This window comes from Nonomuraea sp. NPDC005983 (genome assembly GCF_040614375.1).
GTDB lineage: Bacteria > Actinomycetota > Actinomycetes > Streptosporangiales > Streptosporangiaceae > Nonomuraea.
On the sequence record NZ_JBEXUP010000010.1, the window covers coordinates 32044 to 57067 of the forward strand.

26 protein-coding genes and 1 pseudogene are annotated in these 25024 nt (G+C 70.1%); 16 read left to right on the plus strand and 11 right to left on the minus strand.

Annotated elements, in window-relative coordinates:
* Positions 1–5: 5 nt before the first annotated feature.
* From ABZ297_RS07540 to ABZ297_RS07550, 3 genes are read left to right on the plus strand one after another with little or no spacing between them, the layout of a single operon-like run.
* Positions 6–701, plus strand: coding sequence for an ABC transporter permease (locus tag ABZ297_RS07540; protein ID WP_355340935.1), 696 nt, complete (start codon positions 6–8; stop codon positions 699–701).
* Positions 702–704: 3 nt separating this feature from the next.
* Positions 705–1868, plus strand: a complete 1164-nt coding sequence (locus tag ABZ297_RS07545) for a sensor histidine kinase (RefSeq protein WP_355340938.1) — start codon at positions 705–707, stop codon at positions 1866–1868.
* The gene (locus tag ABZ297_RS07550; RefSeq protein WP_355340941.1) at positions 1861–2502 is read left to right on the plus strand and encodes a response regulator transcription factor; all 642 of its coding nucleotides are present in this window, start codon (positions 1861–1863) and stop codon (positions 2500–2502) included. The genes ABZ297_RS07545 and ABZ297_RS07550 overlap by 8 nt, the downstream gene beginning before the upstream one ends.
* 213 nt (positions 2503–2715) lie before the next feature.
* Here the strand turns inward: ABZ297_RS07550 and ABZ297_RS07555 are convergent, their stop codons facing one another.
* The gene (locus tag ABZ297_RS07555; RefSeq protein ID WP_355340943.1) at positions 2716–3426 is read right to left on the minus strand and encodes a TioE family transcriptional regulator; all 711 of its coding nucleotides are present in this window, start codon (positions 3424–3426) and stop codon (positions 2716–2718) included.
* 123 nt (positions 3427–3549) lie between these two features.
* Between ABZ297_RS07555 and ABZ297_RS07560 the strand changes: the two genes are divergently transcribed.
* From ABZ297_RS07560 to ABZ297_RS07580, 5 genes are all read left to right on the plus strand, one after another.
* On the plus strand, positions 3550–4794 hold the full coding sequence (locus ABZ297_RS07560; RefSeq protein WP_355340945.1) for an erythromycin esterase family protein: 1245 nt from the start codon (positions 3550–3552) through the stop codon (positions 4792–4794).
* Positions 4795–4849: 55 nt separating this feature from the next.
* A complete protein-coding gene (locus ABZ297_RS07565; protein ID WP_355340948.1) occupies positions 4850–5029 on the plus strand; it encodes a hypothetical protein in 180 nt (59 codons plus the stop codon).
* A 51-nt stretch (positions 5030–5080) separates the two neighbouring features.
* The gene (locus tag ABZ297_RS07570) at positions 5081–5377 is read left to right on the plus strand and encodes a hypothetical protein (RefSeq protein ID WP_355340951.1); all 297 of its coding nucleotides are present in this window, start codon (positions 5081–5083) and stop codon (positions 5375–5377) included.
* A gap of 6 nt (positions 5378–5383) precedes the next feature.
* The gene (locus tag ABZ297_RS07575) at positions 5384–6247 is read left to right on the plus strand and encodes a hypothetical protein (protein ID WP_355340953.1); all 864 of its coding nucleotides are present in this window, start codon (positions 5384–5386) and stop codon (positions 6245–6247) included.
* Between the two features lie 130 nt (positions 6248–6377).
* On the plus strand, positions 6378–9014 hold the full coding sequence (locus tag ABZ297_RS07580; RefSeq protein WP_355340956.1) for a hypothetical protein: 2637 nt from the start codon (positions 6378–6380) through the stop codon (positions 9012–9014).
* A gap of 217 nt (positions 9015–9231) precedes the next feature.
* On the opposite strand, the gene ABZ297_RS07585 is transcribed toward ABZ297_RS07580, so the two are convergent.
* A complete protein-coding gene (locus tag ABZ297_RS07585; protein ID WP_355340959.1) occupies positions 9232–10638 on the minus strand; it encodes a GAF domain-containing protein in 1407 nt (468 codons plus the stop codon).
* Positions 10639–11149: 511 nt separating this feature from the next.
* Here ABZ297_RS07585 and ABZ297_RS07590 point away from each other — a divergent pair.
* The 3 genes from ABZ297_RS07590 to ABZ297_RS07600 all read left to right on the plus strand — a co-directional run bounded on the left by ABZ297_RS07590 (position 11150) and on the right by ABZ297_RS07600 (position 13296).
* A complete protein-coding gene (locus tag ABZ297_RS07590) occupies positions 11150–11500 on the plus strand; it encodes a hypothetical protein (protein WP_355340962.1) in 351 nt (116 codons plus the stop codon).
* 75 nt (positions 11501–11575) lie between these two features.
* Complete coding sequence (locus ABZ297_RS07595; RefSeq protein WP_355340965.1) at positions 11576–11980, plus strand: hypothetical protein; 405 nt, start codon at positions 11576–11578, stop codon at positions 11978–11980.
* Entirely contained in the window at positions 11977–13296 is a 1320-nt protein-coding gene (locus ABZ297_RS07600) for a hypothetical protein (protein WP_355340968.1), read from the plus strand. The genes ABZ297_RS07595 and ABZ297_RS07600 overlap by 4 nt, the downstream gene beginning before the upstream one ends.
* A gap of 212 nt (positions 13297–13508) precedes the next feature.
* Here the strand turns inward: ABZ297_RS07600 and ABZ297_RS07605 are convergent, their stop codons facing one another.
* The 5 genes from ABZ297_RS07605 to ABZ297_RS07625 are packed head-to-tail and all read right to left on the minus strand — an operon-like array spanning position 13509 to position 19139.
* Positions 13509–14987, minus strand: a complete 1479-nt coding sequence (locus tag ABZ297_RS07605; protein ID WP_355340971.1) for an AMP-binding protein — start codon at positions 14985–14987, stop codon at positions 13509–13511.
* Positions 14984–16495 carry an AMP-binding protein gene (locus tag ABZ297_RS07610; RefSeq protein WP_355340974.1) on the minus strand — a complete coding sequence of 504 codons (1512 nt, stop codon included), beginning with the start codon at positions 16493–16495 and terminating at the stop codon, positions 14984–14986. The genes ABZ297_RS07605 and ABZ297_RS07610 overlap by 4 nt, the downstream gene beginning before the upstream one ends.
* Positions 16488–17183, minus strand: a complete 696-nt coding sequence (locus tag ABZ297_RS07615; RefSeq protein ID WP_355340977.1) for a GntR family transcriptional regulator — start codon at positions 17181–17183, stop codon at positions 16488–16490. Before ABZ297_RS07615 ends, ABZ297_RS07610 begins: the two co-directional genes overlap by 8 nt.
* Complete coding sequence (locus tag ABZ297_RS07620) at positions 17176–17799, minus strand: nuclear transport factor 2 family protein (RefSeq protein WP_355340980.1); 624 nt, start codon at positions 17797–17799, stop codon at positions 17176–17178. The genes ABZ297_RS07615 and ABZ297_RS07620 overlap by 8 nt, the downstream gene beginning before the upstream one ends.
* Complete coding sequence (locus ABZ297_RS07625; RefSeq protein WP_355340983.1) at positions 17796–19139, minus strand: carboxylesterase family protein; 1344 nt, start codon at positions 19137–19139, stop codon at positions 17796–17798. Before ABZ297_RS07625 ends, ABZ297_RS07620 begins: the two co-directional genes overlap by 4 nt.
* Before the next feature lie 260 nt (positions 19140–19399).
* Between ABZ297_RS07625 and ABZ297_RS07630 the strand changes: the two genes are divergently transcribed.
* From ABZ297_RS07630 to ABZ297_RS07640, 3 genes are all read left to right on the plus strand, one after another.
* Entirely contained in the window at positions 19400–20209 is an 810-nt protein-coding gene (locus tag ABZ297_RS07630; RefSeq protein WP_355340986.1) for an alpha/beta hydrolase, read from the plus strand.
* 108 nt (positions 20210–20317) lie between these two features.
* Positions 20318–20590, plus strand: coding sequence for a hypothetical protein (locus ABZ297_RS07635; RefSeq protein WP_355340989.1), 273 nt, complete (start codon positions 20318–20320; stop codon positions 20588–20590).
* 19 nt (positions 20591–20609) lie between these two features.
* Positions 20610–20735 carry a hypothetical protein gene (locus ABZ297_RS07640; RefSeq protein ID WP_355340991.1) on the plus strand — a complete coding sequence of 42 codons (126 nt, stop codon included), beginning with the start codon at positions 20610–20612 and terminating at the stop codon, positions 20733–20735.
* Between the two features lie 114 nt (positions 20736–20849).
* Here ABZ297_RS07640 and ABZ297_RS07645 read toward each other — a convergent pair.
* Both ABZ297_RS07645 and ABZ297_RS07650 read right to left on the minus strand, forming a co-directional pair.
* Positions 20850–21047, minus strand: a pseudogene (locus tag ABZ297_RS07645) (TetR/AcrR family transcriptional regulator C-terminal domain-containing protein); the annotation flags it as partial.
* 36 nt (positions 21048–21083) lie between these two features.
* A complete protein-coding gene (locus ABZ297_RS07650; RefSeq protein WP_355340994.1) occupies positions 21084–21902 on the minus strand; it encodes an alpha/beta hydrolase in 819 nt (272 codons plus the stop codon).
* Between the two features lie 135 nt (positions 21903–22037).
* Between ABZ297_RS07650 and ABZ297_RS07655 the strand changes: the two genes are divergently transcribed.
* Both ABZ297_RS07655 and ABZ297_RS07660 read left to right on the plus strand, forming a co-directional pair.
* A complete protein-coding gene (locus tag ABZ297_RS07655) occupies positions 22038–22541 on the plus strand; it encodes a SigE family RNA polymerase sigma factor (RefSeq protein ID WP_355340997.1) in 504 nt (167 codons plus the stop codon).
* A gap of 19 nt (positions 22542–22560) precedes the next feature.
* A complete protein-coding gene (locus ABZ297_RS07660; protein ID WP_355341000.1) occupies positions 22561–23844 on the plus strand; it encodes a hypothetical protein in 1284 nt (427 codons plus the stop codon).
* 163 nt (positions 23845–24007) lie between these two features.
* Here the strand turns inward: ABZ297_RS07660 and ABZ297_RS07665 are convergent, their stop codons facing one another.
* Positions 24008–24583: a helix-turn-helix domain-containing protein gene (locus ABZ297_RS07665; protein WP_355341135.1), complete on the minus strand. Its 576-nt coding sequence runs from the start codon at positions 24581–24583 to the stop codon at positions 24008–24010.
* 7 nt (positions 24584–24590) lie between these two features.
* A complete protein-coding gene (locus ABZ297_RS07670; protein WP_355341003.1) occupies positions 24591–24977 on the minus strand; it encodes a hypothetical protein in 387 nt (128 codons plus the stop codon).
* Positions 24978–25024 lie beyond the last annotated feature (47 nt).

Here is a 25024-nt window from a genome sequence, read left to right on the forward strand (position 1 = left end):
GAACCATGACCAAGCTCACCATCGTCGAACTGAAGCTGCTGACCCGGGAACCTGGGGCGATTTTCTCGCTGCTCATCCCGCTGTTCATCCTGGTGGTCTTCGGCAGCTCGATCGAGCCGGGAGACACCGTGCTCCTGCCGATGGCGCTGGCGATCGCCGTGGGGCTCGTGGGGCTGTACATGCTGCCTACCACCATGGCCACCTATCGCGAGCGGGGCATCCTGCGCAGGCTCTCGACCACGCCGGTACGCCCGGCGAACCTGCTGGTGGTGCAGCTGCTCCTGCAGCTCGTCCTCGCGCTGGTCGCATGCGGCCTGCTGCTGGCCGTCGGGGGCGCCGTTCTCGGCGCTCACCTGCCCACCCGGGTGCTGCCCGGTGTGCTGACCTTCCTGCTCGGCACGGCGGCGATGTTCGCTGTCGGCCTGCTCATCGCGGCCCTCGCTCCGAACGGCCGTGCCGCCAACGGGTTCGGTGTCCTGCTGTTCTTCCCGATGTCGTACCTCGCCGGACTCATCCAGCCTACGGACCAGATGCCCGATATCGTGGCCCGTATTGGGGAGTACACCCCTCTGGGCGCTTTCCGGCAGAGTCTGCGGGACGTCTGGGCGGGCGGGGCTCCCAGTCCTCTGCTGCTCGGTGTGATGGCCGCATACGCCGTGATCGTCAGCATCGCCGCGGCCAGGTTCTTCCGCTGGGAGTGAGGTATGACGGGGCGGCTCGACCGATGGGAGCAGCTCCTGGAGCGCCAGATGGCGGCTGCGCCGTACGTCTTGCTGGCGACCTCCGCGGTGCTCTCCCTGCTCACCGACGGCAGGTCGTGGATCATGCTCGGCCTGGCCGCGTCCGCCGCCGCCTGGATCTGGCTGGTGCCGCGAGGCGCGGTCTACACGGCCGGGCTGGTGGTGCTGATCGGAGCCCTCTGCACGCAGGGGATGTGGTTCGCGAGCTTCTTCGCTTTCATCGGATACATCCACTCCTGGTACTACCTGAAGGGAAAGTGGCGGTTCGCCGGGGTAACCGCCACAGCGGCGATCAGCGTCGTGACCTACAACGGCGGTCTGCCTGATCCCACGCCGTCCGGAATCCTCGCCTACCTGTTCTTCACCGGCGCCATCGTGGCTCTGGTCGGCCTGTTCAGCTTCGTCGGCGAGATCACGGCCGAGCGGAGCGCCGAGCGCAAGCGGATGGTGACGCAGCTCGAGGCGACCATGAAGGAGAACGCGGGACTGCACGCCCAACTGCTGGTCCAGGCCCGCGAGGCGGGCGTTCTCGACGAACGGCAGCGTATGGCGGCGGAGATCCACGACACCCTCGCCCAGGGGCTGACCGGCATCATCACCCAGCTCCAGGCGGCGCAGCGGACCGAGGACTGGCGGCGTCGTGTGGACAACGCGGTACGGCTGGCGCGGGAAAGCCTGGCCGAGGCCCGGCGCTCCGTGCACGCGGTCGGCCCTGGCCAGTTGGAGGCGGCGCCACTGCCCGAGGCACTGAGGGACGTCGTCATCCAGTGGGGTGAGCTCAACGGGGTACGTGCGGACTTCGCCACCACTGGTACGGTCCGTCCCATGCATCCGGAGGTCGAGGAGACGCTGCTCCGCACCGCCCAGGAGGCCCTGGCCAATGCGGCCAAGCACGCAGGCGCGTCCCGGGTCGGGCTGACACTGTCGTACATGGAGGACGTGGTCACCCTGGACGTGCGCGACGACGGCGCCGGATTCGACCCCGAGCGCGTCCGCGACGGCGGCGGCTTCGGCCTGACCTCGATGCGCAAACGGGTGAGCCGCCTGGCAGGCACGCTGGAGATCGAGTCGGAGCCCGGCGTCGGCACCGCGATCTCCGCGAGCGTTCCGGCGGTGGCACGTGGCTGAGACCCCGATCCGGCTGCTGATCGTCGACGACCATCCGATCGTCCGCGACGGCATCCGCGGCATGTTCGCCGGCGACCCGGACTTCGACGTGCTCGCCGAGGCCGGAGACGGCGCCCAGGCCGTCGAACTCGCGCGGGCGCTGAACCCCGACGTGATCCTCATGGACCTCCGCATGCCCAGGATGGACGGCGTCGCGGCCATCAAGGAACTCGCCAGGGTGGGCGTCGCGGCCCGCGTCCTCGTCCTCACCACCTACGACACCGACCGGGACGTCCTGCCCGCCATCGAGGCCGGGGCCACCGGCTACCTGCTCAAGGACACCGGCCGTGACGAGCTCGTCCGTGCAGTTCGTACGGCGGCGCGGGGCGAAGCCGTGCTCTCCCCGTCGGTCGCCACCCGGCTCATGGGCCAGGTCCGCGCGCCCGCCGACCCGCTGAGCGCCCGGGAACTGGAGATCCTCCACCTCATCGCCGAGGGCGCCACCAACCGCGAAGCCGCCGCCCGCCTGTTCATCAGCGAGGCCACGGTGAAGAGCCACGTGCTGCACATCTACACGAAACTCGGTGTCAACGACCGCGCGGCCGCTGTCGCCGCCGCCTTCCGACGCGGCCTGCTCACCCTGGAGGACGGCTGACTGCGGGACACCGTCCCAACCCGCCCTGGTATTCGCAGGTCAGGACCGGCAACCGAGGTCCCCTGCTGGACCTGCTGACCTGGACGGGCCGGTGCCCCGGGCCCTGGCGGTACGAGCCGAGAAGCCTCAGGCGAGCTAGGGGCCGCCACGCAGCGGCCACACGCTCAGCGAACCGCCGGCCGGGCCGCGGAGTCTTCCTGACGGACCAGCGTGTTACCTGGCGTCGCGCTCCCGCAGGTAGGCGTCGAGTTCGGCCGCGGCCGCCAGCATGGAGCGGCCTCGCATGGTCAGCCGGCGGCGCCAATCGCTCAGGGTGGCCGCCAGCGGCTCCACGCCTCCGGCCGCCCGCACCTGCGCGAGGAGCGGGGCGATCTGATTCAGCAGGTATCCGCCGCGCCTGAGCTGGTGGGCGAGCTGGACGTCCCGGACGTCGGCGGACCCGTAGACGCGGTACCCGGTCTTGGGGTCGCGCTGCGGATGGATCAGACCGGCCTGCTCCCATTTGCGCAGGGTCGCGGGCCGGATCCCCAACTGCCGGGCGAGCGGCCCGACGAATGTCACGCCGGATGGGGGAGGGGCGGGCTCTGCGGACGTCAGGTCGCGCAGTGCCTTCTCGACGCTGGAGAGAGTCCGCCGGTCCTGGAGGAGCTGCGCATGGCTCTCGTCGATGAGCGTGAGGGCGTTCTCGACCGCGTCCCGGTTCACGGCCTGCATGATCGCCGTCGCCGTCTGGTGGCCGTGCGCCGGCGCCAGGGCGACGAAGACGCGGAGAGCCTGGGCATGGACAGGGGCGTAGACCCGGTACCCGTGGGGTGTCCGGTCCGCCGGCGGGAGGATGCCCGCCTCCTCGTAGTTCCGGATCGCCTGCGTGGACAGGCCGTGGGGACGCGCCAGGTCGACCGGCCGCAGCCTGGCGCGGCTCACGCGGTCTCCGACGTTTGAAGGCTGGTCACGGAGAACATCCTCATCAGACGTCAAAGTTTACACAGAAAGTTCAACGATACGGTTGAAGGCATAGCAGCCGATCCCGAAGAGGATGGAGTCGCCATGCCCAGTTCAGTCCACGACGCCGGTTGGGCCTTCGCCGACGACGGTGGCCTCGGAGCCGCGCTCAAGGGGTTCCTCCAGTCGCTCACGACGAGACCTCGCCTGCTCGGTCTCGGGGAGGCCATGCACGGTGAGGAAGCGCTTCCGCGGCTTCGGAACCAGGTGTTCCAGCAGCTCGTCGAGCACGAGGGGTACCGGTCGATCGCGATCGAGAGCGACTGCGTGGCCGGCCTGACGGTCGACGAGTTCGTCGCGGACGGTGCGGGGTCGCTCGACGACGTCATGCGGCGCGGCTTCAGCCACGGATTCGGGGAGTCGGCGGCGAACCGCGAGCTCGTCAGCTGGATGAGGGAGTACAACACGGGCCGTCCCGTCGCTGACAGGCTCCGGTTCTTCGGGTTCGACGCACCGCTGGAGATGATGGGCGCCGCCAGCCCAAGGGACGCGCTCACCGCGCTCCACGGCTACCTCGCGGCCCACGTCGACGGCGGCCTGATCCCCTGCGCCGCCGACGTCATCGACCGGCTGACCGGCGACGACGAGCGGTGGACCAACCCCGAGGCGGCCATGGACCCTTCCCGGTCGGTGGGCTCGTCCGCTGAGGTCACGAAGCTGCGCCTGATCGCGGACGACCTTCAGGCCCTGCTCGTGGCGGAGGCGCCGCGCCTGGTGGCCGCGACGTCGCGTGACGACTGGTGGCGGGCCCGCATGTACGGGCGTACCGCCGCAGGGCTGCTCCGCTATCACGCCGGCATGGCGGACACGTCTGCGGCGCGCGTGCCGCGGCTCATGGGCCTGCGGGACGCAATGATGGCCGACAACCTCAAGGCCATCGTGGAGAGCGAGGCGCGGCGCGGCCCGACACTGGTGTTCGCGCACAACCGCCACCTGCAGAGAGACGTGAGCCGCTGGCAGTTGGGAGGCCAGGCGCTGGAGTGGTGGAGCGCCGGAGCGATCGTCGCCTCGCAACTGGGCGACCAGTACGCCTTCGTGGCCTCGGCCCTGGGGGCCGCGCCCCAGCAGGGGCTCGACGCTCCGCCGGCGGGCACGCTGGAGGGAGTCCTGTCCGCCCTTCCGGACAACCGCTACCTCCTCGACTCGCGACGCCTGGTCACGGCCCTCGCCGAGATAGGAGCCGAACTGACGCTGCGCACCGACGATTCCACCAACTACGGCTACTTCGCCCTGGATCCCGACCATCTCCAGGAGAGCGACGGGGTCGTCTTCGTCAAGCACCTCGCCTGACGTCAGGCGAGGCCGCCCACGCTGCCCCGTGCGCGCACCTTGTAGGTTCGGGGTTATGAGCGCTGATGACCAGCGGCCTCCGCTCTTCGAGGCCCTCCCGGAGCAGGACGAGCGGCCTGAGCCGATCATCGTGCACACCTCCGAGGGCACCCTGAGCGTGGCGGCCGATCTGACCGCCGACGAGTTCGAGATCGTCGACGAGCTCAGGCGCGGGGCGGCGAAGGGCCGGGGCTGATGTCAAGGGCGAGCTCCGCGGTGCTGCCGTGATGCGTACGGGCGAAGGCGCATGACGGGCTCGGGCTACAGCGCGCACCCTCAGCGGATCCGGCGGTACGGACGTACCGCGGCCGAGGAGGCCGAGCGCATCCGCGATGTACTGAAGGACGTGCGCGAGGCGTTCGCGGTGGCCGGGCGGCCGATGGGCGACGACCAGTACGGCGCCGAGATGGAGAAGAAGTACCCGGCCATGCGCGACGGCGTCATCAACGCCTTCGAGGACTACATCGCCGAGCTCGACCGCGCCGGAGCGGGGCTGCACGTCACCGCCGCGACCTACGAGGCCGTAGAGCGCCCGGAGGCGTGACGGGAGGTGTGGCTCGACGGGGGCATACCCGGCTGGACACGACCGTGGGTCGGCTGGGTGCTCGGTACGGACTGGCCCCAGGCCGACGAGTCCAAGCTGTTCACGCTGGCCGACGCGCTGGCGGCCGCGGCCTACCGGGTCGCGGAGAGAGCGGGCGTCTCCCGTCCCGACAGGCACACGTGGGACGGCGAGGCGCTCAGGGCCATGGTCAGGAACACCTCGCACAAGGTCGGCAGCCGTCAGGCGGAGCTGCTGACCCGTCTGGTGACGATGGCCACGGCGCTGAACGACCTCGGCGTGCAGGTCCAGTTCACCAAGCGGATGGTCAAACTGTCGGTCGCGTTACTGATCATCCAGCTGACCACGCTGCTGCCGGTCATCTCGAACCCGGCCACGACCGGCCCGGGCCTGAAGGCGGCGACGTGGCGGGCCCGCTTCACCAGGGCGGTCGTGCTAAAGCTGGTCAAGCGGCTGATGATCAACATCGCCCTGTTCGGCGGCCTGATGGGCTCGATGGACTTGTACGTGCAGACCACCCAGACCCGGCGCGACCAGATCGACTGGAAACAGGTGCTGACCTCGATGGGCACCGGCGCGCTCAACGGCGTGTACCTGACGGGCGCGACCTGGATGATGCCGCCGCGGACGCTGCTGCAGTTCATGCTCACCTCCAGCGTGGCGAGCGGCCTGACCGACGCGACCCTGCAGGCCTTCGACGACCAGCCGTTCGACCTGGAGCGGCTGCTGAAGGGCTTCTCCTCGGGAGCCGTCGGCGCCGCGGACGCACACTGGGCCAGCTGGAACCCGCACCTCGGCAGGTCGGGCGGTGACGGACCGCCTCCTCCTCGGACGCGCGGAGGCGGTGACTGACGGACCTCCTCCTCCCCGGACGCGCGGAGGCGGCGATTCGCGGCCGCCCGACCCGTCCGGCGGCCCCAGGCGCCCCTCCCCAGACCGACCGGACGCGCGGCGGGCCCCCGTGCGCGGGCCCGACCCCAGCATGATCGAGAGTCTGCTCAACTGGGGCCAGGAGCGGACCGCCGGGGCCCCGCCGCGCTCGCAGCACGCCTTCACCCAGGTGGCCGCCGGAGGCACGGTCGGCACCTGGGAGCCCGCCGGCCTCGAGAGCGCCCGGGTCAAGCTCACCGACGGCTCGCACGCCATGCTCGCCGACCTGCCCACCCCTCAGGCCAGGGACGCCAAGATGCTGGTCACCCAGCTCGGACACGAGCTCGGCCTGAAGATGCCCTCTGTCCACCCGGTCGGCACCGCCCAACTGCTGGTCGACTGTGTGTACGGCGATCCGGGGCAGATGAGCTGGAGCGGCGCGGCCTGGAACCTTCCCGGCACTGTGGCCACCCGAGACGGTGTCCTTGCCGGCCTGCTCGGCGCCCTGTTCAGGGACGACCCCGTGCTGCTGGACGCCCTGTCCGGCGAGGCGGCCCTGATGCCCGATCCCGCCCGGGCGAAGCTGATGAGCAGGTTGTTCGTCCGGGATCTGGGCGCCGGCCAGGAGGTGTGGGCGCCCAACCCGCTGTCGCCGACGGACGTCGCCAGGGTCCAGCGCTTCGTGAGGTCCATGCGGCTCAAGTTCGCCGACGCCGGCCTGGCGGACGCGCACCAGCGGATGACCGCCACCCTGCAGAAGCTCGCGGAGAACGCGGTCAGCACCGAGCCCATCCTGAAGGCCGACCCCGCCACGACCCTGCCCGAGATCACCACTCAGCGGCTCAACGCCCGCGGCGAGCTGATCGCCGACGCGGCCGCCGACCTCATGGACACCACGCGGCCCGGCGCCGGCCGTCCCCTCGTGGACCCCGCCCAGCGGCTGGCGGACAACCTCGGCGACATCGTGGCCTCGCGCGAGTCCGACCTCGGCCGCGTCGTCACCTTCGGCGACGGGTCGCAGGCGCTGGCGCTGACCGGCAGGGCCGCCGCCGACGCACTGGAGGCCGCGCTGACCCGGCGCGTCCTCGGCCTGGACGGCCCCGCGGTCCACCAGGCGCCCGACGGCACCGTCTACCAGGCACACGGCAGCGACCAGCTGCGCGCCGCCCTGGCCACCGGAGTCCGCGGCAGCGACCTGACGCCGCTGACCGGGGACAGCGCCGAGGTGGTGACGTTCAACGACGGCACCAGGGCCATCCGCCACGAGTTCGACAGCGTCGGCAGGGCCGACGAGTTCGAGGCCCAGGCCCACGCGGCGCACGGCGTCAGGGACGGCGTCCAGGGGACCTTCCGGGCCGCGCCCACCGTCGTCTACGAGCACCGCATCAGCCCGTGGCACTGGAGCGACGAAGAGCGCGTCGTGCCCGCCGGGCGCCGGCCCGAGCTCGACAGACGCGCGCTGCACGCCTGGCTCACGGGCGCAGACCTGTCCACGACGCTGGCACGGGAGAACCCGCGCCTGGAGCACCTCGTGCCGGGCAAGGGGCTGCTCACCCAGGCCGACAGCGACGCGCTGCGCGCCAGGTACGAGGCGCTGCGGCCGGAGTTCGAACGGCACGGCCTGGCCGCCCGCTACCAGGAGCACCTGGAACTGATCAGCCGTGTCGACCCGCGCGCCACACTCGACCTGGGCCCGCTGCACGACCACTCCCCGCTGGTCCCCGACTTCCGCGAGACGCCGTGGCAGCCGCCGGGCAACCGGGTGCCCGCGCTGCCCCACCTCCTCGAAGGAACCAACCTGCGCCAGGTCAACGAGCTGGTCGCCGGGCGCGCATCCGACCGCGCGCTCGGTCCTGCGGCGGAGACGCAGCTCGTCCTGGCGGACCTCGAGCTCGCCGGCCGGGCCACCCAGGCGGGTCACGTCTCCGCGCGCGTGCCCGCTGACTGGCTGCCGGCCGATGTCCGGCCCGGCGGCGAGGTCGTCTTCCACGGGATGCTCGAAGGCGTCGACAACGTCGCCCACCTGGGCGACCTGCCGGACAGCGTGCGGCTGACCATCAGGGCGAGCCAGTACGCCGACGTCGCGGACCTGTCGGGCAAGCCCGCCCACGCGCTGTTCCGAGCCGGGGTCAGGCTGAAGGTGCTGGCCGTCCAGGAGTCCCTCGGCGAGCGCCACCTGCTGGCCGTCCAGGTGCCTGACGGGCGCAAGGCCGACTCGGTCGCGCTCGCGGTGCCGCGGATGAAGCCCCCGCTCACCCCCGAACTGCGCCACCACCTCAAGGAACACGTCAAGGAGACGTCCGCCGGTGTGTGGCTGCGCGACCTCACCGACGCGCACGACCGCAGCCTGGTCACCTCCGCCGAGAACGCGCGGCGCATCGACGGCGCCTTCTACGTGGACGGGCACGGCTCGGAACACGGCATCGCGATCGGCGGCCAGACCCTGGACGCCAAGATGACGGCGGCCCTGCTCCTGCACAGCCCGGGACTGTCACGACACCACGTCATCCTGTTGGCCAACTGCCGCATCGGAGCCGGCGAGTACCCGTCGGCCGTCGCCAGGCTCACCGGGCACGTCGTCATCGCCGCCGACTCCGCGATCGAGGTGATGAAGGAAGGTCACATGCGCGCGGTCTCCAGCGAACGCGGCCATCTGGGCGGCCGCGGCCAGTTACGCGTCTACCTCCCGGACGACCCGGTCTCCGGCCAGGTCTTCGACACCATCAAGGGCTGGTTCCAGGGACCGTGAGCACCGGGCATGGGGCCGCCCCTAGAAGTCAGGACTGTTGACAAGATAAAGGGCGATTGCCCCGATTCCTACGATGGCCAGCACGGCGGCGGCGATGACGTACTGGACGATGAAGGCCATGACGGCGGCCAGCGCTTTCATGTGTCTCCCTCGATTCATGGGCACGTACCGCTGGTCAATAATGGCGGAAAATCGCCTTTGTCGCTTGGCTGAACCGTCATGTGCGGGGCGCGCCACCCGGGGGGCGGGATCGCAGGGCCTGGAGGGCGAGCGTGTCGTCGCGCCCGTGCGGGGAGGTGACCCAGCGTGTGAGGGCGTCGGCGTCGCCGTCGGAGAGCAGCTTCCCGCGCAGCCTGTGATGCAGCCGCTCGCGCAGCGCCGCGACCCCCTCCGAACGTGACGACGGCAGCAGGGGGCCCGGGTAGCGGTCGAGCAGTTCGCCGACTCCCGTGGCGGGCAGGTCCTCGTCCAGGGCGAGGAAGTCCGCGGACGTCGGCCCGAGCAGCCGGTACGGGTCGGAGCCCAGGCGGTGCCCGAGGACGCGGCGCAGCCGGGTCATCTCGGCGCGGACGGTGACCGTCTTGCCGCCCGGCCCGTACGCCTCGCGGGCGAGCGTGTCGGCCGGCAGCCCGGCCGGATGGGCCGCGAGCAGCACGACGAGCTCGCTGTGCCGGGAACTGAGCTCGTGGGTCGCGCCGTTGAGCTCGACCAGTGCGCGATCACGGCCCAGGGCGCGTAGGTGCAGGGTCTCGCCGGTGCCGTCCCCGCCGTCGACGTAGTGCACCGCGAAGGGGCCGGCCGAGGACAGGCGCTCGAACAGCACCTGGCGCCCGTCGGGCAGCGTCGCGGGCCCCTCCCGGGGCGGCGACGGCCAGCGCTGCGGCAGCCAGCCGTGCGGCGAGGCGTGCAGCACGCGGCCGTCGGGGCTCACCAGCGCGCTCTGGATTCCCCTGCGGCGCATGACGCGGTCTACGTAGCGCATGCGCATCTGCTCGTCGTGCCGCCGGGTCTGCTCGCCGAGCTGCGCTTCGGCCAGCTGAGCGGCCGCGGCGACCAGGGAGAGCGACAGCGAGTTCGCGACGGGGGCGGGGCACGTCACGTCGACGGCGCCGACCGTCTCGCCGGTGACCGGGTTGCGGATGGGTGCGGCGGAGCAGGTGAACTCCACCGCGACGGACAGGAAGTGCTCCCGGCCGCGCACCTGGAACGGCCGGCGCAGCGCGAGCGCCGTCCCGACCCCGCTGGTGCCGGCCTGGCTCTCGCTCCACAGCGCGCCCGGCACCAGGTTCGCCCGCTCGGCGAGCTTCCGCGTCGGACGGTCGCCGACGACCCAGAGGAGGTGTCCGGCCGCGTCGCTGACGAAGACCAGGTGGCCGGGCTCGGACGCCGCGGCGCTCAGCGTGCCGAGCAGCGTGGGCCAGACCGCGGCCAGCGGGTGGGCGTGCCGCAGCCCGCGCACCCTGTCGTCCGCCAGTTCGACGGGCGGCAGGGACCGGTCGGGGTGCACCCCCTGGAGTCGGGCACGGTTCCAGGACGCCCGTACCTCAGGGCGTACCTGCGCTGTTCGGCGGCCACTCAGCGCGTCCTCGCGGGCGCGGGCCAGTCGTCGCGTCGAGTCGTCCATGATCGTCTGCGTTCCATTCCTCGTACTCCGAGGCCATGGCGTCGTAAGACGCTTGCGTGGTGAGCAGAAAGTCCGGTTCGGTCAGGAAAGATCACTCTATCCACTCCCGCCATGGCCTGTGGATCAATTCGCCCTGCTGTCTTTGATGCCTCCGGTGGGGCCTCGGCCCCGGGATGACCGCCGTGAGCCGAGGCCGTCGCCGGCTGAGGTAGAAGCCTGATCGCGCCGCCTGCCACGACCCACCAGAGGTGGAGGAGTTCGCCACGGCGGGCACCGGTGTACGCGCCCGTGCGGTCGTCACGGGTGCGGGCGGTGGTGCCGCAGGCCACGCCACAACCCCCTGAGCCGAAGAAGGACACCATCATTGCAAATTATGCCTTGTCACCAGAGCCTTTATTCAGAGTGATATTCTCGCGGTCATTCCGCGTCGATCAAAGGCGAGTTGCGGCATGCTCATACGCAGTGTCAGGTCCGGCGTGGAAATCTGAGACGGCGATTCCAGTAAATAGTCATGAAAGGCTTTGTCATGCGCTTCTCCAGCGTTATTCGTACCTCCGCGGCCGGGTTCGTGGTAATGGTCATGGCCCTCGGTCTCGCCGCCTGCGGCGGCAGCGAGAAGGGTGATAGCGCCGCCAGTGGCGTGGACAAGGCGAGCCTTGTCGAAAAGATGAAGACCGAGCCGGACGTCAAGGGCGTGCCCGACGCGGCGATTTCGTGCATGGCGGATGTGGCGTTGAAGTATGCAGACAAGAAGAGCCTGCAAGATTACGTGGACGGGTCTCTCAAATCAATGGACGACATCAAGGGGCTCGGCAAGGAGAACAAGGATGCCGAGCAAGCCGGGTGGAAGTGCGCCGAGTAGCCTCAGGCTGATTCGGCACCGATGAATTCGGCTGTGTCACGGGGCGCGTAGAGGAGGGCGAGGATAGTGCCATCGATGCTCAGGAGTCTCGAAGACGACTGGCCGGGCCTGGACGCGGAGCGAGACGGCGTCACCTACAACGAAAAGGCGATCGCGGGATGTGCCCGTGCCCTGAGAGGAGTCATAGGGCGCTTCGATGGCACGGGCGGCGATGTCAAGGACAGTGGCGTGACCGCAGGCCGGGGCTCCATCGAGGATCTTCGTTCGTACACATCGCTGGATGAGTTGAGGTCGCAGCTGCAGAGTGTCGCCCGGTGGGAGGGTGGCCGCATCTTCGCCAAGGCGGTGGAGACCGGCCACCAGGAACTCATCGCAGTCTATGAGGAGGTCCAGAAGGCCTTCGACAAGGCCATTGCGTTGGTCGACGCCGGTGCGGGCAATTACCGGGATGCCGGCGACGCCAACACGATCGAAGCGTGATCCGCATGGCCGAGAAGAACAGAAAGATCTACTGGATCAAGCCATTCCGCGAAGGCGATTGGACGGTCGATGCCGAGGATCGTAAGGCGGAGGAAGTAAAGGACTTCATCAAGGGCATCAGCGTCAAGAACATCGAGAATGCCGGTGCCGCATATATGGATGCCTGTTCGGTGGTCGCCGATGCCCAGTCGGCGCTGGGGCAGCAGGCCGAGGCGCTCGCCAAGGTGTGGGAGGGTAAGGCCTCCGTGGAGGCGCAGAAGGCCTTGCGAACCCTATATCTGGCACTTCACGAACTCTCTGCCAAGCTGAACGCGATGGGGCGCCCGCTCCAGACCCTCGCGCGAGTGGTGCGCATTCACCAGGAGTTCCTCGAGGGCGAACTCCCGGAGCAGAAGGGCAATCCCCTCTGGACAAAAGACTCCAAGCTTGGGGGCTACACCTTCAACGGAGTCCTGCATCCAGGCGAACACAGCGTGGAATGGGCGGGGTTGTTTCGTTCCCGCGATGAGCTGGCAGGACAGCACCTGGAGGCGTTCAGCAACGACCTCAAGGCGATCTACGACGGCTTCCCCGACACGGTGGAGAAGGAACTGCCCGCCATCGCCTACCCGGTGAAACCGCAAGAGCAGCCCAAGACCGTCAGGTACCCCGTCGGCGAGACCCCGTTCGGCGGCGCCACGAGCCCCTACTCGGTCGCACCGGGCGGCGATTCAGGTGGCACGGACCTTAGCTCCTGGGACCACGACCGCCCCAACACGCCCGAAACGCCCAAGGATCAGGACATACCCGGTCCCGGCCCCGGAGACGGCCAGAAGCCGGGCATCCCATCGTCCGGCGCCGACCCGAGCACCGATAACTCGAATGCCAAGGATTCGGCTCGCGTCGATCCCACCCCAAGTCTGAACTCCTCTGCCCGCGGTTCGGACGACCAGACACCCGGCCTGCACGATCCCGGCCTGAACCAGCCCATCGACTCAGGCCCCGGCTCACGCACCGAGCTGGAAGGCTTCCACAGCCCCGCCACCGCGGACACAACAGCCGCCTACCTGCCCACCAGCCCGAACCAGTCCGTCAGCCCGAGCACCTCCCCTGGTAGTGGTACGGGCATCGGATCGGGAAGCACGACCGCGGTAGTCCCGGCGACGATGAACGGCGCTCCGGCCACCGCCTCGACCGGCGCAGGCATGCCGTTCATGCCCACGGGCGGAACGGGCGGCCAGGAGAAGGAGGGCCCCCAAGCGGACACCTGGCTGCATGAGGACGACGAGGTGTGGGGCGTGAACACCGACGACGTCGTCACCGACACGATCGGCTGATCCCGTCAGACCGGATCCGCGTGTCATCTCCGGAAGGACACGACGCGCGGCTGGTCAGCTCGTCAGCCGATCGCCGCGACACTCTCCCGCACCCGGCGCGGCGCCGCCACCTGGTCGTGCGGCGCCCGGTTGGTGGGCGTGTCGTCCACCTGGGCGTAGAACTGCACGACCTGGTGGCGGGTACTCGCGTGGTCGTGTGCTCTCAGCGAGAGTCACGTGTCGTCGATGGTTTTCAGCAGGTGTTTGCGTACCTTGCCGACGGAGGTGCGAGGCAGCGCGTCGATGAATCGGATCTGGCCGGGGACTTTGAAGGAGGTCAGACGTGCGGCGCAGAAGGCGATGAGCTCTCCTTCGCCGAGCTCGGCTCCGGGCTCGAGTACGACGTAGACCTTGATCGCTTCATCACGGATCGGGTCGGGCACGCCGACGGCGGCGGACTCGAAGACCAGGGGATGCTCGTTGACCACCCGCTCCACCTCCGCCGCCGCGACGTTCTCCCCGGACCTTTTGATCATGTCCTTGGCTCGGTCGCGGAAGGCGATCAGCCCGTCCGGTTGGAGGCCGATCACGTCGCCGGTGCGCAGCCAGCCATCGCGCAGCGCGGCGTCGGTCGCCGCCTGGTCGTCGAGGTAGCCGGACATCAGCGTGACCCCCGGGCGGCCCGGGACCCACAGCTCATCGGACACGATTCGGACTCCCGTCGGCAGGGAGGGGCGGCCGATCGTCATGTTGTCGCGCCTGCCGTACAGCGCGTTCATCAGTGGTGGCGCGACGGTCTCCGTCATGCCGTAGATCTGCACCAGCGGGCAGCCGAAGCGCTCCTCGAACGCTGCCAGCTGGTCCGCGGTGAGGTTCTGCGCGAACAGGGTGGCGCGCAGCCGGTTGCCGGCGTCGTCGGGGCGCGGAGGCTGCGCGAGGATCATCCGAATGGGCGCGGCGAACAGGCTGGCCAAACTCGCCCGGTGCCGGCGCGCCTGCAGCGGCCACCCCGATGCGGAGAAGCGGTGGGCCACCGCCACCGAGGCACCGGTGACCATCGCCGACATGACGCAGTAGTACTGCGCGTTCGCGTGGAACAGCGGCAGCACCACCAGCCAGCGGTCATCGGGCCGCATCCGGAGCCGGCCCGCGACGACCTCCCCGGCGACCAGATAGTTGGCATGGGTGACGACCACGCCTTTGGGCCGGCTGGTGGTCCCCGAGGTATACAGGATCGCGAGCGGATCGAGCGGGGAGACCGCCGGGTCGGCCGGTGGCGCGGGAGCGGCTGCGCGGGTGTCGAAGTCGCTTCCGGTCGTGACCAGCACCACGTCATCAGTCGTGACGAGGCCGCCGAGGTCTGGCGTGCACACCACGACGCGGCAGCGCGCGTGCCCGACGATGTGCCGCAGTTCCTCCGCACTCGTTTGCGGGCCGGTCGGCACGATGACCGCGCCGATCATGGCGGCGCCGAACCAGCAGGCAAGGAACTCCGGCCGGTTGTCCAGCACGAGGGCGACCCGGTCGCCCCTGCCGACGCCCGCACCGGCGAGTACGGCGGCTCCCCGCTCCGCGAGCCTCACGGTGTCGGCATAGTCGAAGGTCGCGTCGCCGTCGTCGAAGGTGAGGAACGGCGCGTGCGGCGTCGCTGCCGCCCGTTCGACCAGCAGCGACCCTACGGTCTGGCGGCCGAAGGGGAGCAGGGCGCTCATCGGCCGCCGCCCAGGGCGGACCTGCGCACCCTGCCCGTGGCCGAGCGCGGCAGGTCGTCGACCAGGTGCAACTCCCGCGGTACCTTGAAGGGGGAGAGCTGCGTGATGCACAGGTCGAGCAGTTCGTCGGTCGTGACGTCCTGGCCGGGCCGGATCACCACGAAGGCCACCACCCGCTGCTCGCCGTCCTCGTCGGCGGCCCCGGTAACGGCGGCTTCGAGCACCGATGGGTGCTCGCACAGCACCCGCTCGATCTCCCCGGTGGAGACGTTCTCGATGTCGGGTTTGAGGATGTCGCCCGCCCTGTCGAGGAAGCTCACGTAGCCGTCGGGCTCCACGCGCACCACGTCGCCGGTGTGCAGCCAGCCGTCGACGACGGTCTGCTCGGTGAGGTTCGGCGCGTTGTAGTAGCCGGCCATGAGCGTCACTCCGGGAGTGCCGCGCACGAGAAGCTCGCCGGAGAGCGAGTCCCCGCCGTCCTGCGCGACGACCCTGACCGGGTAGCCGAGCACGGGCAGCCCCACGGTGCTGTTTCGCCGCACACCGTACAGAGGATTCATCAGCGGCGGGGCGACGGTCTCCGTCATGCCGTAGATCTGCAGCAGGGGAAGGCCGAACCGCTCCTCGAAGCGGGTCAGCTGCGCGTCCGTCAGCGGCTGGGCGAAGATGGCGGCCCTGATCTGATGGTCGCGGTCGGCCACGCGCTCGGACGTGGCGAGCACGCTACGGAGGCCGGCCGCGAAGAAGCTGGTCACGGTGATCTCGTGGGCTCGCGCCAGATCCACCCAGCCCGCCGGGTCGAGCCCGTCCGACACGACCAGGGACGCGCCGGTCACCAGCGCGGACATCGCCGAATAGAACAGGGCGTTGCCGTGGGAGAGCGGCAGTGTGACGAGCCATCGATCCCGTGGTCGCAGGCGCAGGTGCCCGGCGACGACCTCGCCGGCGACGAGCAGGTTCGCGTGCGTGACGACGACGCCTTTCGGCCAGCCTGTCGTGCCTGAGGTGTAGAGGACGGCGATCGGGTCGAGCCCGTGCGGAGCCGGCCCCGCCGTTCGGCGGTCGCGGCCGAGCGCCGCCAGGTCCTGAGGGCCGCAGATGTCCCGCAGGTCGGGGCAGAGATCGCGAGCGTCCGCGACGGCCTGCTTACCGAGCGGCCCGCTGACCGACAGGACACAGCCGCTGTGCGACAGGATGTAGGCCAGCTCGTCACTGCTCGATTCGGGGTTGGTCGGTACGGCTACCGCCCCGACCTCGCCGATCGCGAGCAGGTGCACCATGAACGCGGCGCTGTTGGGCAGGTGCAGGTGCACCCGGTCGCCCGCGCCGACGCCCGACGCACGCAGGCCCGAGGCCACGGCGAGCACCTCTTCGAGCGCGTCCGCGTAGCTCAGCGCCACGCCGCCGGGCTCGCCGACGAACAGGGCGTCCGGGGTGGCCGCCGCGAAGTGGCGCAGGCAACCGGGCACGGTCATGCCCGTCATCGGCGGTACCTGGATGTCAGCCATCGCTCGCCTCCTCCACCTCGAGCAGGCCGCGCTCGACCAGCTGCTCGGTCACGGTGACCGTACGCGCGTAAGTGGCGAGCTGGGCCGCACGGGCGCCCGCGGCGTCGCCGGACAGGCACGCTCGGACCAGCTCGCGCTGGTCGGCGGCGAACGGCTCCTTGGTGGTGTGTTCGAGGCAGGCGACGCGGTACCGTCCGGAGTTCTCGATCAGGGTCCGCATGATCCGCAACATCCAGGACGATCCGCAGGCGGACACCAATGTCAGGTGCAGGCGCACGAACGCGCGCTCCGCGTCCGGTGGCGCGGCGGGGGAGGACCAGACCTCCTCGAAGGCGGTGGCCGCCTCGCCCACCGCCGTCTCCCACTCGGTGCCACGGGCGGCGATCGCGAGCTCGAGCGCGTACGGCGCATTGACGGAGAGCAGCTCGTGCAGCTCCCGGCACGCGCGCAGGGAGAGCGGCGTCACCCTCGCCCCACGCTGAGGGGAGACGCTGACCAGCCCCTCACCTGACAGCCTGGCCAGCGCCTCGCGCAGCGGGCTCGGGCTGACCGAGAACCGCTCCGTCAGCGCCGCCGTCAGCAGCCGTTCGCCCGGCTTGAGCTCGCCGGAGAGGATCGCCTCGCGCAGCTGACGGTCGACCCACTCCGAACGGGTCAGCGGTGGCCGGCCGATCGCGATGTCAGGCACCTGAACTTACATCCTCGCGGCGGTGGCGGGCCCGCGCCTGCTCCCAGAGGTCCATGCCGTCGATCTTGATGAGGTCGATGTCGAGGATGGCCATGTTCGCGTAGACGACGTCGTGCGGCGCCCGCTTCCCCAGCATGGGCAGCTCGTCGGGAACCCCCTGGTACAGGCCGGGGACCACGAACTCGCGGCCTGCCTCGGTGACCGTGTGGCGGTGCAGGATCTTCCACACGCCGTCGCGCCGTTCGAACACGTCGACGTAGCGGCCCTCGAGCTGCTGGTCGACGTAGCGGCCCGAGCCGTCCGCCAGCTCCATGTGGTGCAGGACGTACCACTGGCATTCCACGAAGGCCCGATCGCCGTCCAGCTCGATGATGGGGTTGGTGATCGAGTGCTGGGAGTTGTCGATCTGCGCCAGCAGCGGGATCACGTAGTCGGCGAAAGCGTGGGCGTTGCCGTTGAAGAACCAGTGATAGTCGGTGGCGTCCGGCCAGTAACAGGACTTGAACAGTTCCAGATCGCACCGGTCGGCTCCTCTGGCGTACTTGTAGAGCACGTCGCGGATCGCTTCGCGGTCCTCGAGGATCTGGAGTCGCTCGATGATGTCCTGGGTCGTCATGTCGTACCTCCGGGAAAGAGTAGATCGGTCGGGAGAGCCGGATGTTCGGGTCGGCCGTGCGTGATGAAGGAGACCCAGGCGCCGTGAACGGCGGCGGCCAGGTCGGATTCCGCGGCGCCGAAGGTGTACGGAAGCTCGTCGCCGTGCCTCGCCCCCGGCTTGTCGAACAGGTACGTGAACACCTCCGCGTGCGGAGTCTGCGCGTCCGCCACGGCCTGCGCGGGGAGCCGGAAGCCGGCGTCGGTCGTGATCTCGATGGCCAGCTCCAAGTCAGACGCGCCAGGACGGCGCCCCCGATAGGCCGCGAGGACCGCTTCGGGCAGGCCGAGCTCGTTCAGCGCCTGGCCGTCCGACAACATGAGCAGCGTCTCCTCGCGGTTGCTGCCCACCAGCAAGGACACCCCCCGCGCGGCGCCCGCGGCCAGGGCGGTGAGCGGGTCCTCGGGGAGCAGATCGCCGTCGATCACCGGCATGAAGGCCATCCCCGCCGCCGCTGCCTCACCGAAACGCCCGGCGTCGCGGCTCACGAACGCCTCGTCGCAGAGCATGCCCTGCGCGTCGAGCAGCTTCTCGCGCGGCACACCGTCCAGGGCCGCCACGTCGTGCCCCGGAATGCCCAGCAGTTCAGCGAGCTGATCAGTGATCCGCGACGCGGTGCCATGTGGTACGGCCAGCGGTGCCGTCGGTGACTGGATGATCGCGCGGTGGATCAGGCCCGCGGCGCGCGGAGACGACAGCAGGCAGGCCACGGCCATACCACCTGCCGACTGCCCCGCCAGCGTGATCCGTGCCGGGTCTCCGCCGAAGCGTTCGATGTTGTCGACGACCCAGGTGAGGGCGGCCAACTGGTCCTGCAGCCCCAGGTTGACGACCCGGCCCGCCGGGTCATCGAGTACGGCGTAGCCGTCCACCCCGAGCCGATGGGTGACCGACACCTCCACCACGCCGTCACGGGCGAAGGCGCCCCCCTGATAGAGGGGTTCGCCTCCCGAGCCCAGGGCGAACCCGCCGCCGTGCAACCACACCAGGACGGGCAGCCCGGCCCGGCCCAGCTCAGGAGTGCGCACGGTCAGGGACAGGCAGTCCTCGCCTTGGGGGAGCACGGTGCCGAAGACCTGGCCGATCACGCCGTAGCACCTGACCTGCGGAGCCGCGGGTCCAGGAGTCAGGGCAGGACGCTCGCCGTCCCAGCGCGCCGGCGGGGCGGGCGGCCGGAACCGATGAGGCCCGACGGGGGCGGTCGCATACGGCACACCGCCGAAGAAGAACGTGCCACGGTCGGCGACGCCACGGAGCAGGCCGTGCTGGACGCTGACCACAGGGGCACTTCCACGCATCATGATTCGAATCTATATTTTCTAAAATCTTGACGCAAGGCCTCGACTGGCGAGCTCGAGGGTCCCGGCCGATGAAACCGGCGTGACGGCGAAGTCCGACCCGATCGACGCGCTGGCCATCGCCCGCCTGGCCCTGCGCGAAACTGAAGAAGTTGATACCGACTGCAACCCCTTTGCAACGCATTCGTAGCTCTTGGACGGCCGGTACCGCACCGCCGATAGTCGTTACGGCTGGACGTTGTCGACTGCGCGGGGAGGACGAGATGCCGTACCTGGAACTGCCGGACGGTGTGCCGATGTACTACGAGGACCACGGTTCGGGGCCCGCTGTGCTGCTCATCCACGGATGGACGATGAACAGCACCTTCTGGCAGCAGAACGTGGGCACGCTCGCCGAGGCCAACCGGGTCATCACGGTGGACCTGCGCGGACACGGGCTGTCCGGGAAGACCGACGACGGCCACACGCTCGCCCAGTACGCCCGCGACGTGCGCACCCTGCTGACACACCTGCAGGTGACAGACGTGTGCCTGGTGGGGTGGTCGATGGGCACCGCCGTCATCCTGTCCTACGTGCAGCAGTTCGGCTGCGACCTGGTGCGCTCGGCGGTGTTCGTCGACCAGTCGCCGCGGTTCCTCGACGCGGACGACTGGGAGTTCCCGCTGCTCGGCGGCTACTCCACGACCGACCTCGCCGTCTTCACCCAGGGCGTGCGTTACGCGCGGCCGAGCGTGGTCAAGCCGTTCATCGCCGCGTGCTTCGCCGAGACGCCGCCGGACGAGGTCATCGACGCGGTCTACGCGGAGACCACCAAGATGAGCACCTCGGCGGCCCTGTCGATCTGGTACGACATGGCCTACGCCGACCTCCGCCCGGTGCTGCCCTCGGTGTCGGTGCCGACGCTGCTGATGTACGGCGCGCGCAGCAAGATCTTCCCAGGCAAGCTCGACGACTGGCTGGCCGAGCAGTTGCCGCAGGCGCAGGTGGCCCGCTTCGACAACAGCGGCCACGCCCCGTTCAGCGAGGAACCGGACCGCTTCAACGAGATCCTGCATGTGTTCCTGCGCTCCTGACCTCTACGTCCACGCGCAGTGCCAGGACGACAAGGCCAGGACGACAGGGCCAGGACGAGATGGACGCCGGCGCAGGCGGCCAGGCCGAAGGAGTGAAGGGTGAACCGGATGACGGCTGCCACCGCGGCGGCCATGGCGCAGTTCGACGAGGAGCGCAACCTGGTACGGCTCCGCGACCACCTCGCGGAGCTCGGCGTCCACGCCGAGCTGCGCGACAACAACAGCGCCCTCATGGTGCGCCGCCCTGAACCCGGCCTGCCGGTGTGGGTCTTCGTCGGGTACGGCGGAGCCTTCTACTCCTGGCAGCACGCGAACAAACGGCACTCCGTGGACGATCCGCGGGGCGCCGCCAAGATCCTGGCCGAGTACGTCGCCCGGTAGCGCCCCTGCATGATCGCGAATGCTCCCTGACGACCTGCGTGCCCTGTACGCGCTGATCGACGGCGACGGCGGTGAGGGCCTGCTGGACCGCCCCTGGTTCGGCCTCGAACTGCTGGAAAGCCAGAGCCGTCCGGAGAACCGCTGATGGGCCGGCTTCAGCTGGCGCCATCACCCGCAGCGTCCCAGCCTCCCGGCGCGGGTACACCGTGCTCTCCCCAGCGGCGGGAGGCCGTCCCTCTTGGGGGTTCGGGAGGAAAGATCACTGTGCGCGGCGGGACGCCAGGGTGGCCTCCACTCCGTCGAGGAGGCGCTGGAGGCCGAAGTCGAAGACGTCCAGTGGGCTGTCGAAGACTCCGGCGGCGTGCATGCGGGTCGTGATCGGGAAGCGGTCGGGGGTGATGAGCTTGTCCAGGTAGGGGTTGCGGGACGCGTCCCAGGCCTCGTCGCTCAGGCCCGTCCGCGCCTCGACCTGGGGCGGCGTCGACCAGCCTGCTCAGGACGTGAAGGTCTGGTGCAGGACGTCGGCGAACTCGCCGGGGTGGGCGCCGTAGCCGCCGTGGTCGCCAGGAAAGGTCACCGGCTCGGTGCCGAGCCGCTCCGCCAGTGCGACGGCCGAGCGGTAGGCGATCTGGCTGCCGGACGAGGTCTGGCCGATGCCCACGACGATGCTGGGCGCGCCCTCCTGCAGCGTCTTGACGTCCGGGGTGTAGGCGCTGATCGGGCGGAGGCCGTGGGCCAGGAAGAACTCGAGGTTGCCGCCGATGCGGGCCCAGCCCTCCAGCATCTCGGGGGTCGGCTCGAACTGCGGCTGCTCCAGGTCGGTGGAGTCCATGCCGATGGACTTCTCGAACGCCTTCATCCCGGCCTCGACGCCCTGGCTGCGGTAGGTATGGTAGACCTCCTCCGAGGCGGCGAGCCTCTCGGCGGCGTCAGGGAGCAGCTGGGTGCAGGGCGGCTCGTGGGCGACCAGGGTGCGGACGCGCTCCGGGTGCCTGGCGGCCAGGTTGAGCCCGATCTGGGCGCCGCCGCTGCTGCCGAGGACGTACGCGGGCTCGCTGGTGAGGGCGGCGATGAGGGCCGCGGCGTCGTTGCCGTGCACGTCGATGTCCTGGTCCTTGGACGGGTCCTCGGGGACGCTGCGCGAGTTGCCGCGCGGGTCGTACGCGACGACCGTGTACCGGTCGGCCAGGGTCGCGGCCAGGCCGGCGAAGATACCGGCGTCGGTGGGGCCGCCGGGGATCATCAACAGCACGGGGCCGCTGCCCTGGACCTCGTAGTAGAGGGTGGCGCCGGGAACGTTCAAGGTGGTCATCTCTTCCTCCATCGGGCGTTGTGAGAATGACCCTCTCACCGACAAAAAATTTTGTCAAGCATTCTCGGTGCCGGGCGGAGGCAACCTTTGCGGCGCGCCGAGCGTGTGTGAGGTCATGACTTCCGAGGGCATGCCATGACGTCGGGCGTAGACGAGTTCGCGGAGTTCGTGGCCGCCCGGGGGACGAGCCTGTTACGGACCGCGCACCTGACGTGCGGCTCGCCGGGCGAAGCGGAAGACGTCCTGCAGAGCGCGCTGGAGCGCGCGTACCGTCACTGGGACAGGCTGGGGCGGGGTGACGATCCCGAGCCCTACATCCGGCGGATCATCGTGAACCTCGCGATCAGCAGAGCCCGGCGTCGCGCCATCATGCGGTTGATCCCGACGCACACGCCGCCCGAACGGCCTGCCGCGCGGGAGGACGTCGAGCTGCGGCACGTCCTCATGGACGGTCTGCGGGCGTTGGCGCCGCGGCAGCGGGCCGTGCTGGTGCTCAGGTTCTGGGAAGACATGACCGAGGCCCAGGCTGCGAAGACGCTCGGTTGCTCGGTCGGGACGGTCAAGAGCCAGACCTCGAAGGCGCTGGCTCGGCTGCGGACGCTACTCGGCGAGGACGTGGTGCACAGTGTCGGATCTTGAGAGCATGCTGCGCCAGGCGATGAGCGAAGAGACCCGGTCACTGCGGGCGGCGCCGGACCTGGCCGCGCGGGTGACGGCCCGGACGACGCGGCGGACCAGGCAGCGCAGGCTGGTGGTGGTCGCCGTGGCCGCCGTGCTGGTGGCCCTGGGGGGCGTGCCCGCGTACCTGGCGGCGTCGGAGCCCGACCAGGTCGCCTCGTCCCTGGAGACGCTGGACGGAGTGCGGATCGGCTACCTCCCCGAGGGCATGGGCAGGCCGCAGCGCCTGCGGGTGCGGGAAGGGGGGCTACGCGGCACGGCGCTCAGATGGCAGGACGGACCCCGATTCGTGCAGGTCTCGGCCTACCGGGCGGGCACCGCCGTCAATGACTCCATGGACATCCTCGCGCTGAACATCGTGGACTCACCGGTCGAGCCCCGCACCCTCGACGCCCCGGTGCTGTCAGGCGACGGAACCTCCTTGTACTGGGTCGCCGACAGCGGTCTGATTCTCAAGGTGGCGGTGTCGCCGGACCTGAAACAGGAGCGAGACCGGATCGCCGGCGGGCTGCGCGTCGTCGCGTCCCCCTTCTTCGCAGGCATGCTCGTCGCTTACCTGCCGCACGATCTGGAAGCAGCGGGCGTGATCGACCAGCGGGACGGCATCCTCAGCAGGTCCTGGCAGGGTGAGTCAGGCCAGCGGGTCGAGGTCGAGGTCGTGTACGGCCGGACGGCGGCGACGCTCGACCGGCTGCGCGCCGCCGGATCACCGGACCGGCCGCCGCGCACGGTACGCCGTACCTCGGTGCAGGGCTCCCCGGCCTATGAAGGGGTCACCGGACAGGGCGACCGGATGATGCTCTGGCTGGTCAAGCCCGGGATCGGCGTCCGGGTGTCGGCAGGGAGCCTGCCCGATGGCGAGCTGGCACGGATCGTCGACGGGATCAGGCCGCGTCCGGAACGCCAGGGCGAGTCCGTCGACGGGATCGGGATCTCCTTCCCCCGTCCGGCGCTCAAGCGCGACCTCGCCGAGATCACCATGGGGCCCGGTTGGCGCGCCACGACCCAGCGCTGGAACGAGGGCGCCGTCGCCGTCTCCGTCCAGCGTGGCGGGGCGGTGGGAAGCTCGCTCTGGTGGCAGGGGCTGTCGAGGACCGAGCCCGAGCGCGCGACCGTCGCCGGCGTGCAGGGCATGCTGCTGAACCCCGGCGGGTCCGGGCGCACGAGACGGTTCGCGTGGACTCCGGAAGTCGGTCTGGGGATCGTGGTGACCGCCTCCGTATCGGACCTTGACGGGATCGTCAGGGGCGTCCGGGCGTCATGAACACGGCAACGCCCTGGACACCCGAAACGGGCAGGTCCGGGGCGTGCGCCTGAGGTGGTCAGCGCGGCGCGTCCTGGCAGAACATCCGACCGCGACGTGCTGAGCAGGCCCTCGACGGCACCCTGAGGAACGACAGCACCGGCGTCCCGGACTTCTGAGGCCGTTAGGGCCGGGTCGCGCGGTCGAACGCCTCGGCGAGTTCGTCCGCGCACAGCTGCGGGTCCATGTCGTCGACCAGCCGGTCGGCCGCCGCGTCGAGTGCCGCGCGCAGCGCGGAGGCCATCATCCGCGAGTCGAACCGCCGGAACGACCCGGTGCGCCGGCCGTCGTCGAACAGCCGCGCCAGCCTGTCGACGGCGGCCTCGCTCTCGTCCTGCCCCACGGGCGTGGTGTTGAAGGCGATCTGCTGCACCGCGCGCACGTGGTCGGGGTGCGCGGCGATGAACGCGACGTTCGCCCTGATGTACGCCTCGAGCTGGGCGCGGGCGCCCTCGGCCGCGTCGAGCGCGGGTCGCATGAACGCCGCCGCGTCCTCGACGACCTGCCGCGCCACGGCCGCGAACAGCTCGTCCTTGCTGGAGAAGTGGTAGGAGATGAGCCGCTTGCTGCTGAGCCCCGCCTGCTCGCAGATGGCCTCGAAAGTGGTCGCGGCGTAGCCGCGGCGGGCGAGGACGGCGATCGTGGCGGCGGCGATCTGCGCTTTGCGCGCCTCGGTGGCCGCGTGGCGGCTTGCGGGCATCTCCACGTCAGCCTAGCTTGCCACGCTTGGGGAACGCCTGCCGTACGGCCCGGCGGTTGACGAGGACGGCGACGGCGGCGAGGACGACCCCGATGACACCTTGCTCCACCTTCATCCACAGCGGATAGCCACTGTCCGGCGCGACCAGGATCAGGATGATCCCGAGGGGCGCGATGGTGGAGATGAACCGGATACGGACGTAGGCCGCCCGCCTGCCGTCGGCGGCCTGCCCGGAGAGCGCGACCAGCCAGGCGGAGGCGGCGGCGACCGCCCCGCCGCGCAGCCACACCACCCAGGTGCCGCCGACCACCGCGGCGACGGCGAGCGTCGCGACCGAGATCACCAGCATGACGACGAAGAGGGCCCGGACCAGGGGCCAGAGATTCTTATCCATGCGGATAAAGTTATACGCGCGGATAAAACAATGCAAGGACAGGACAT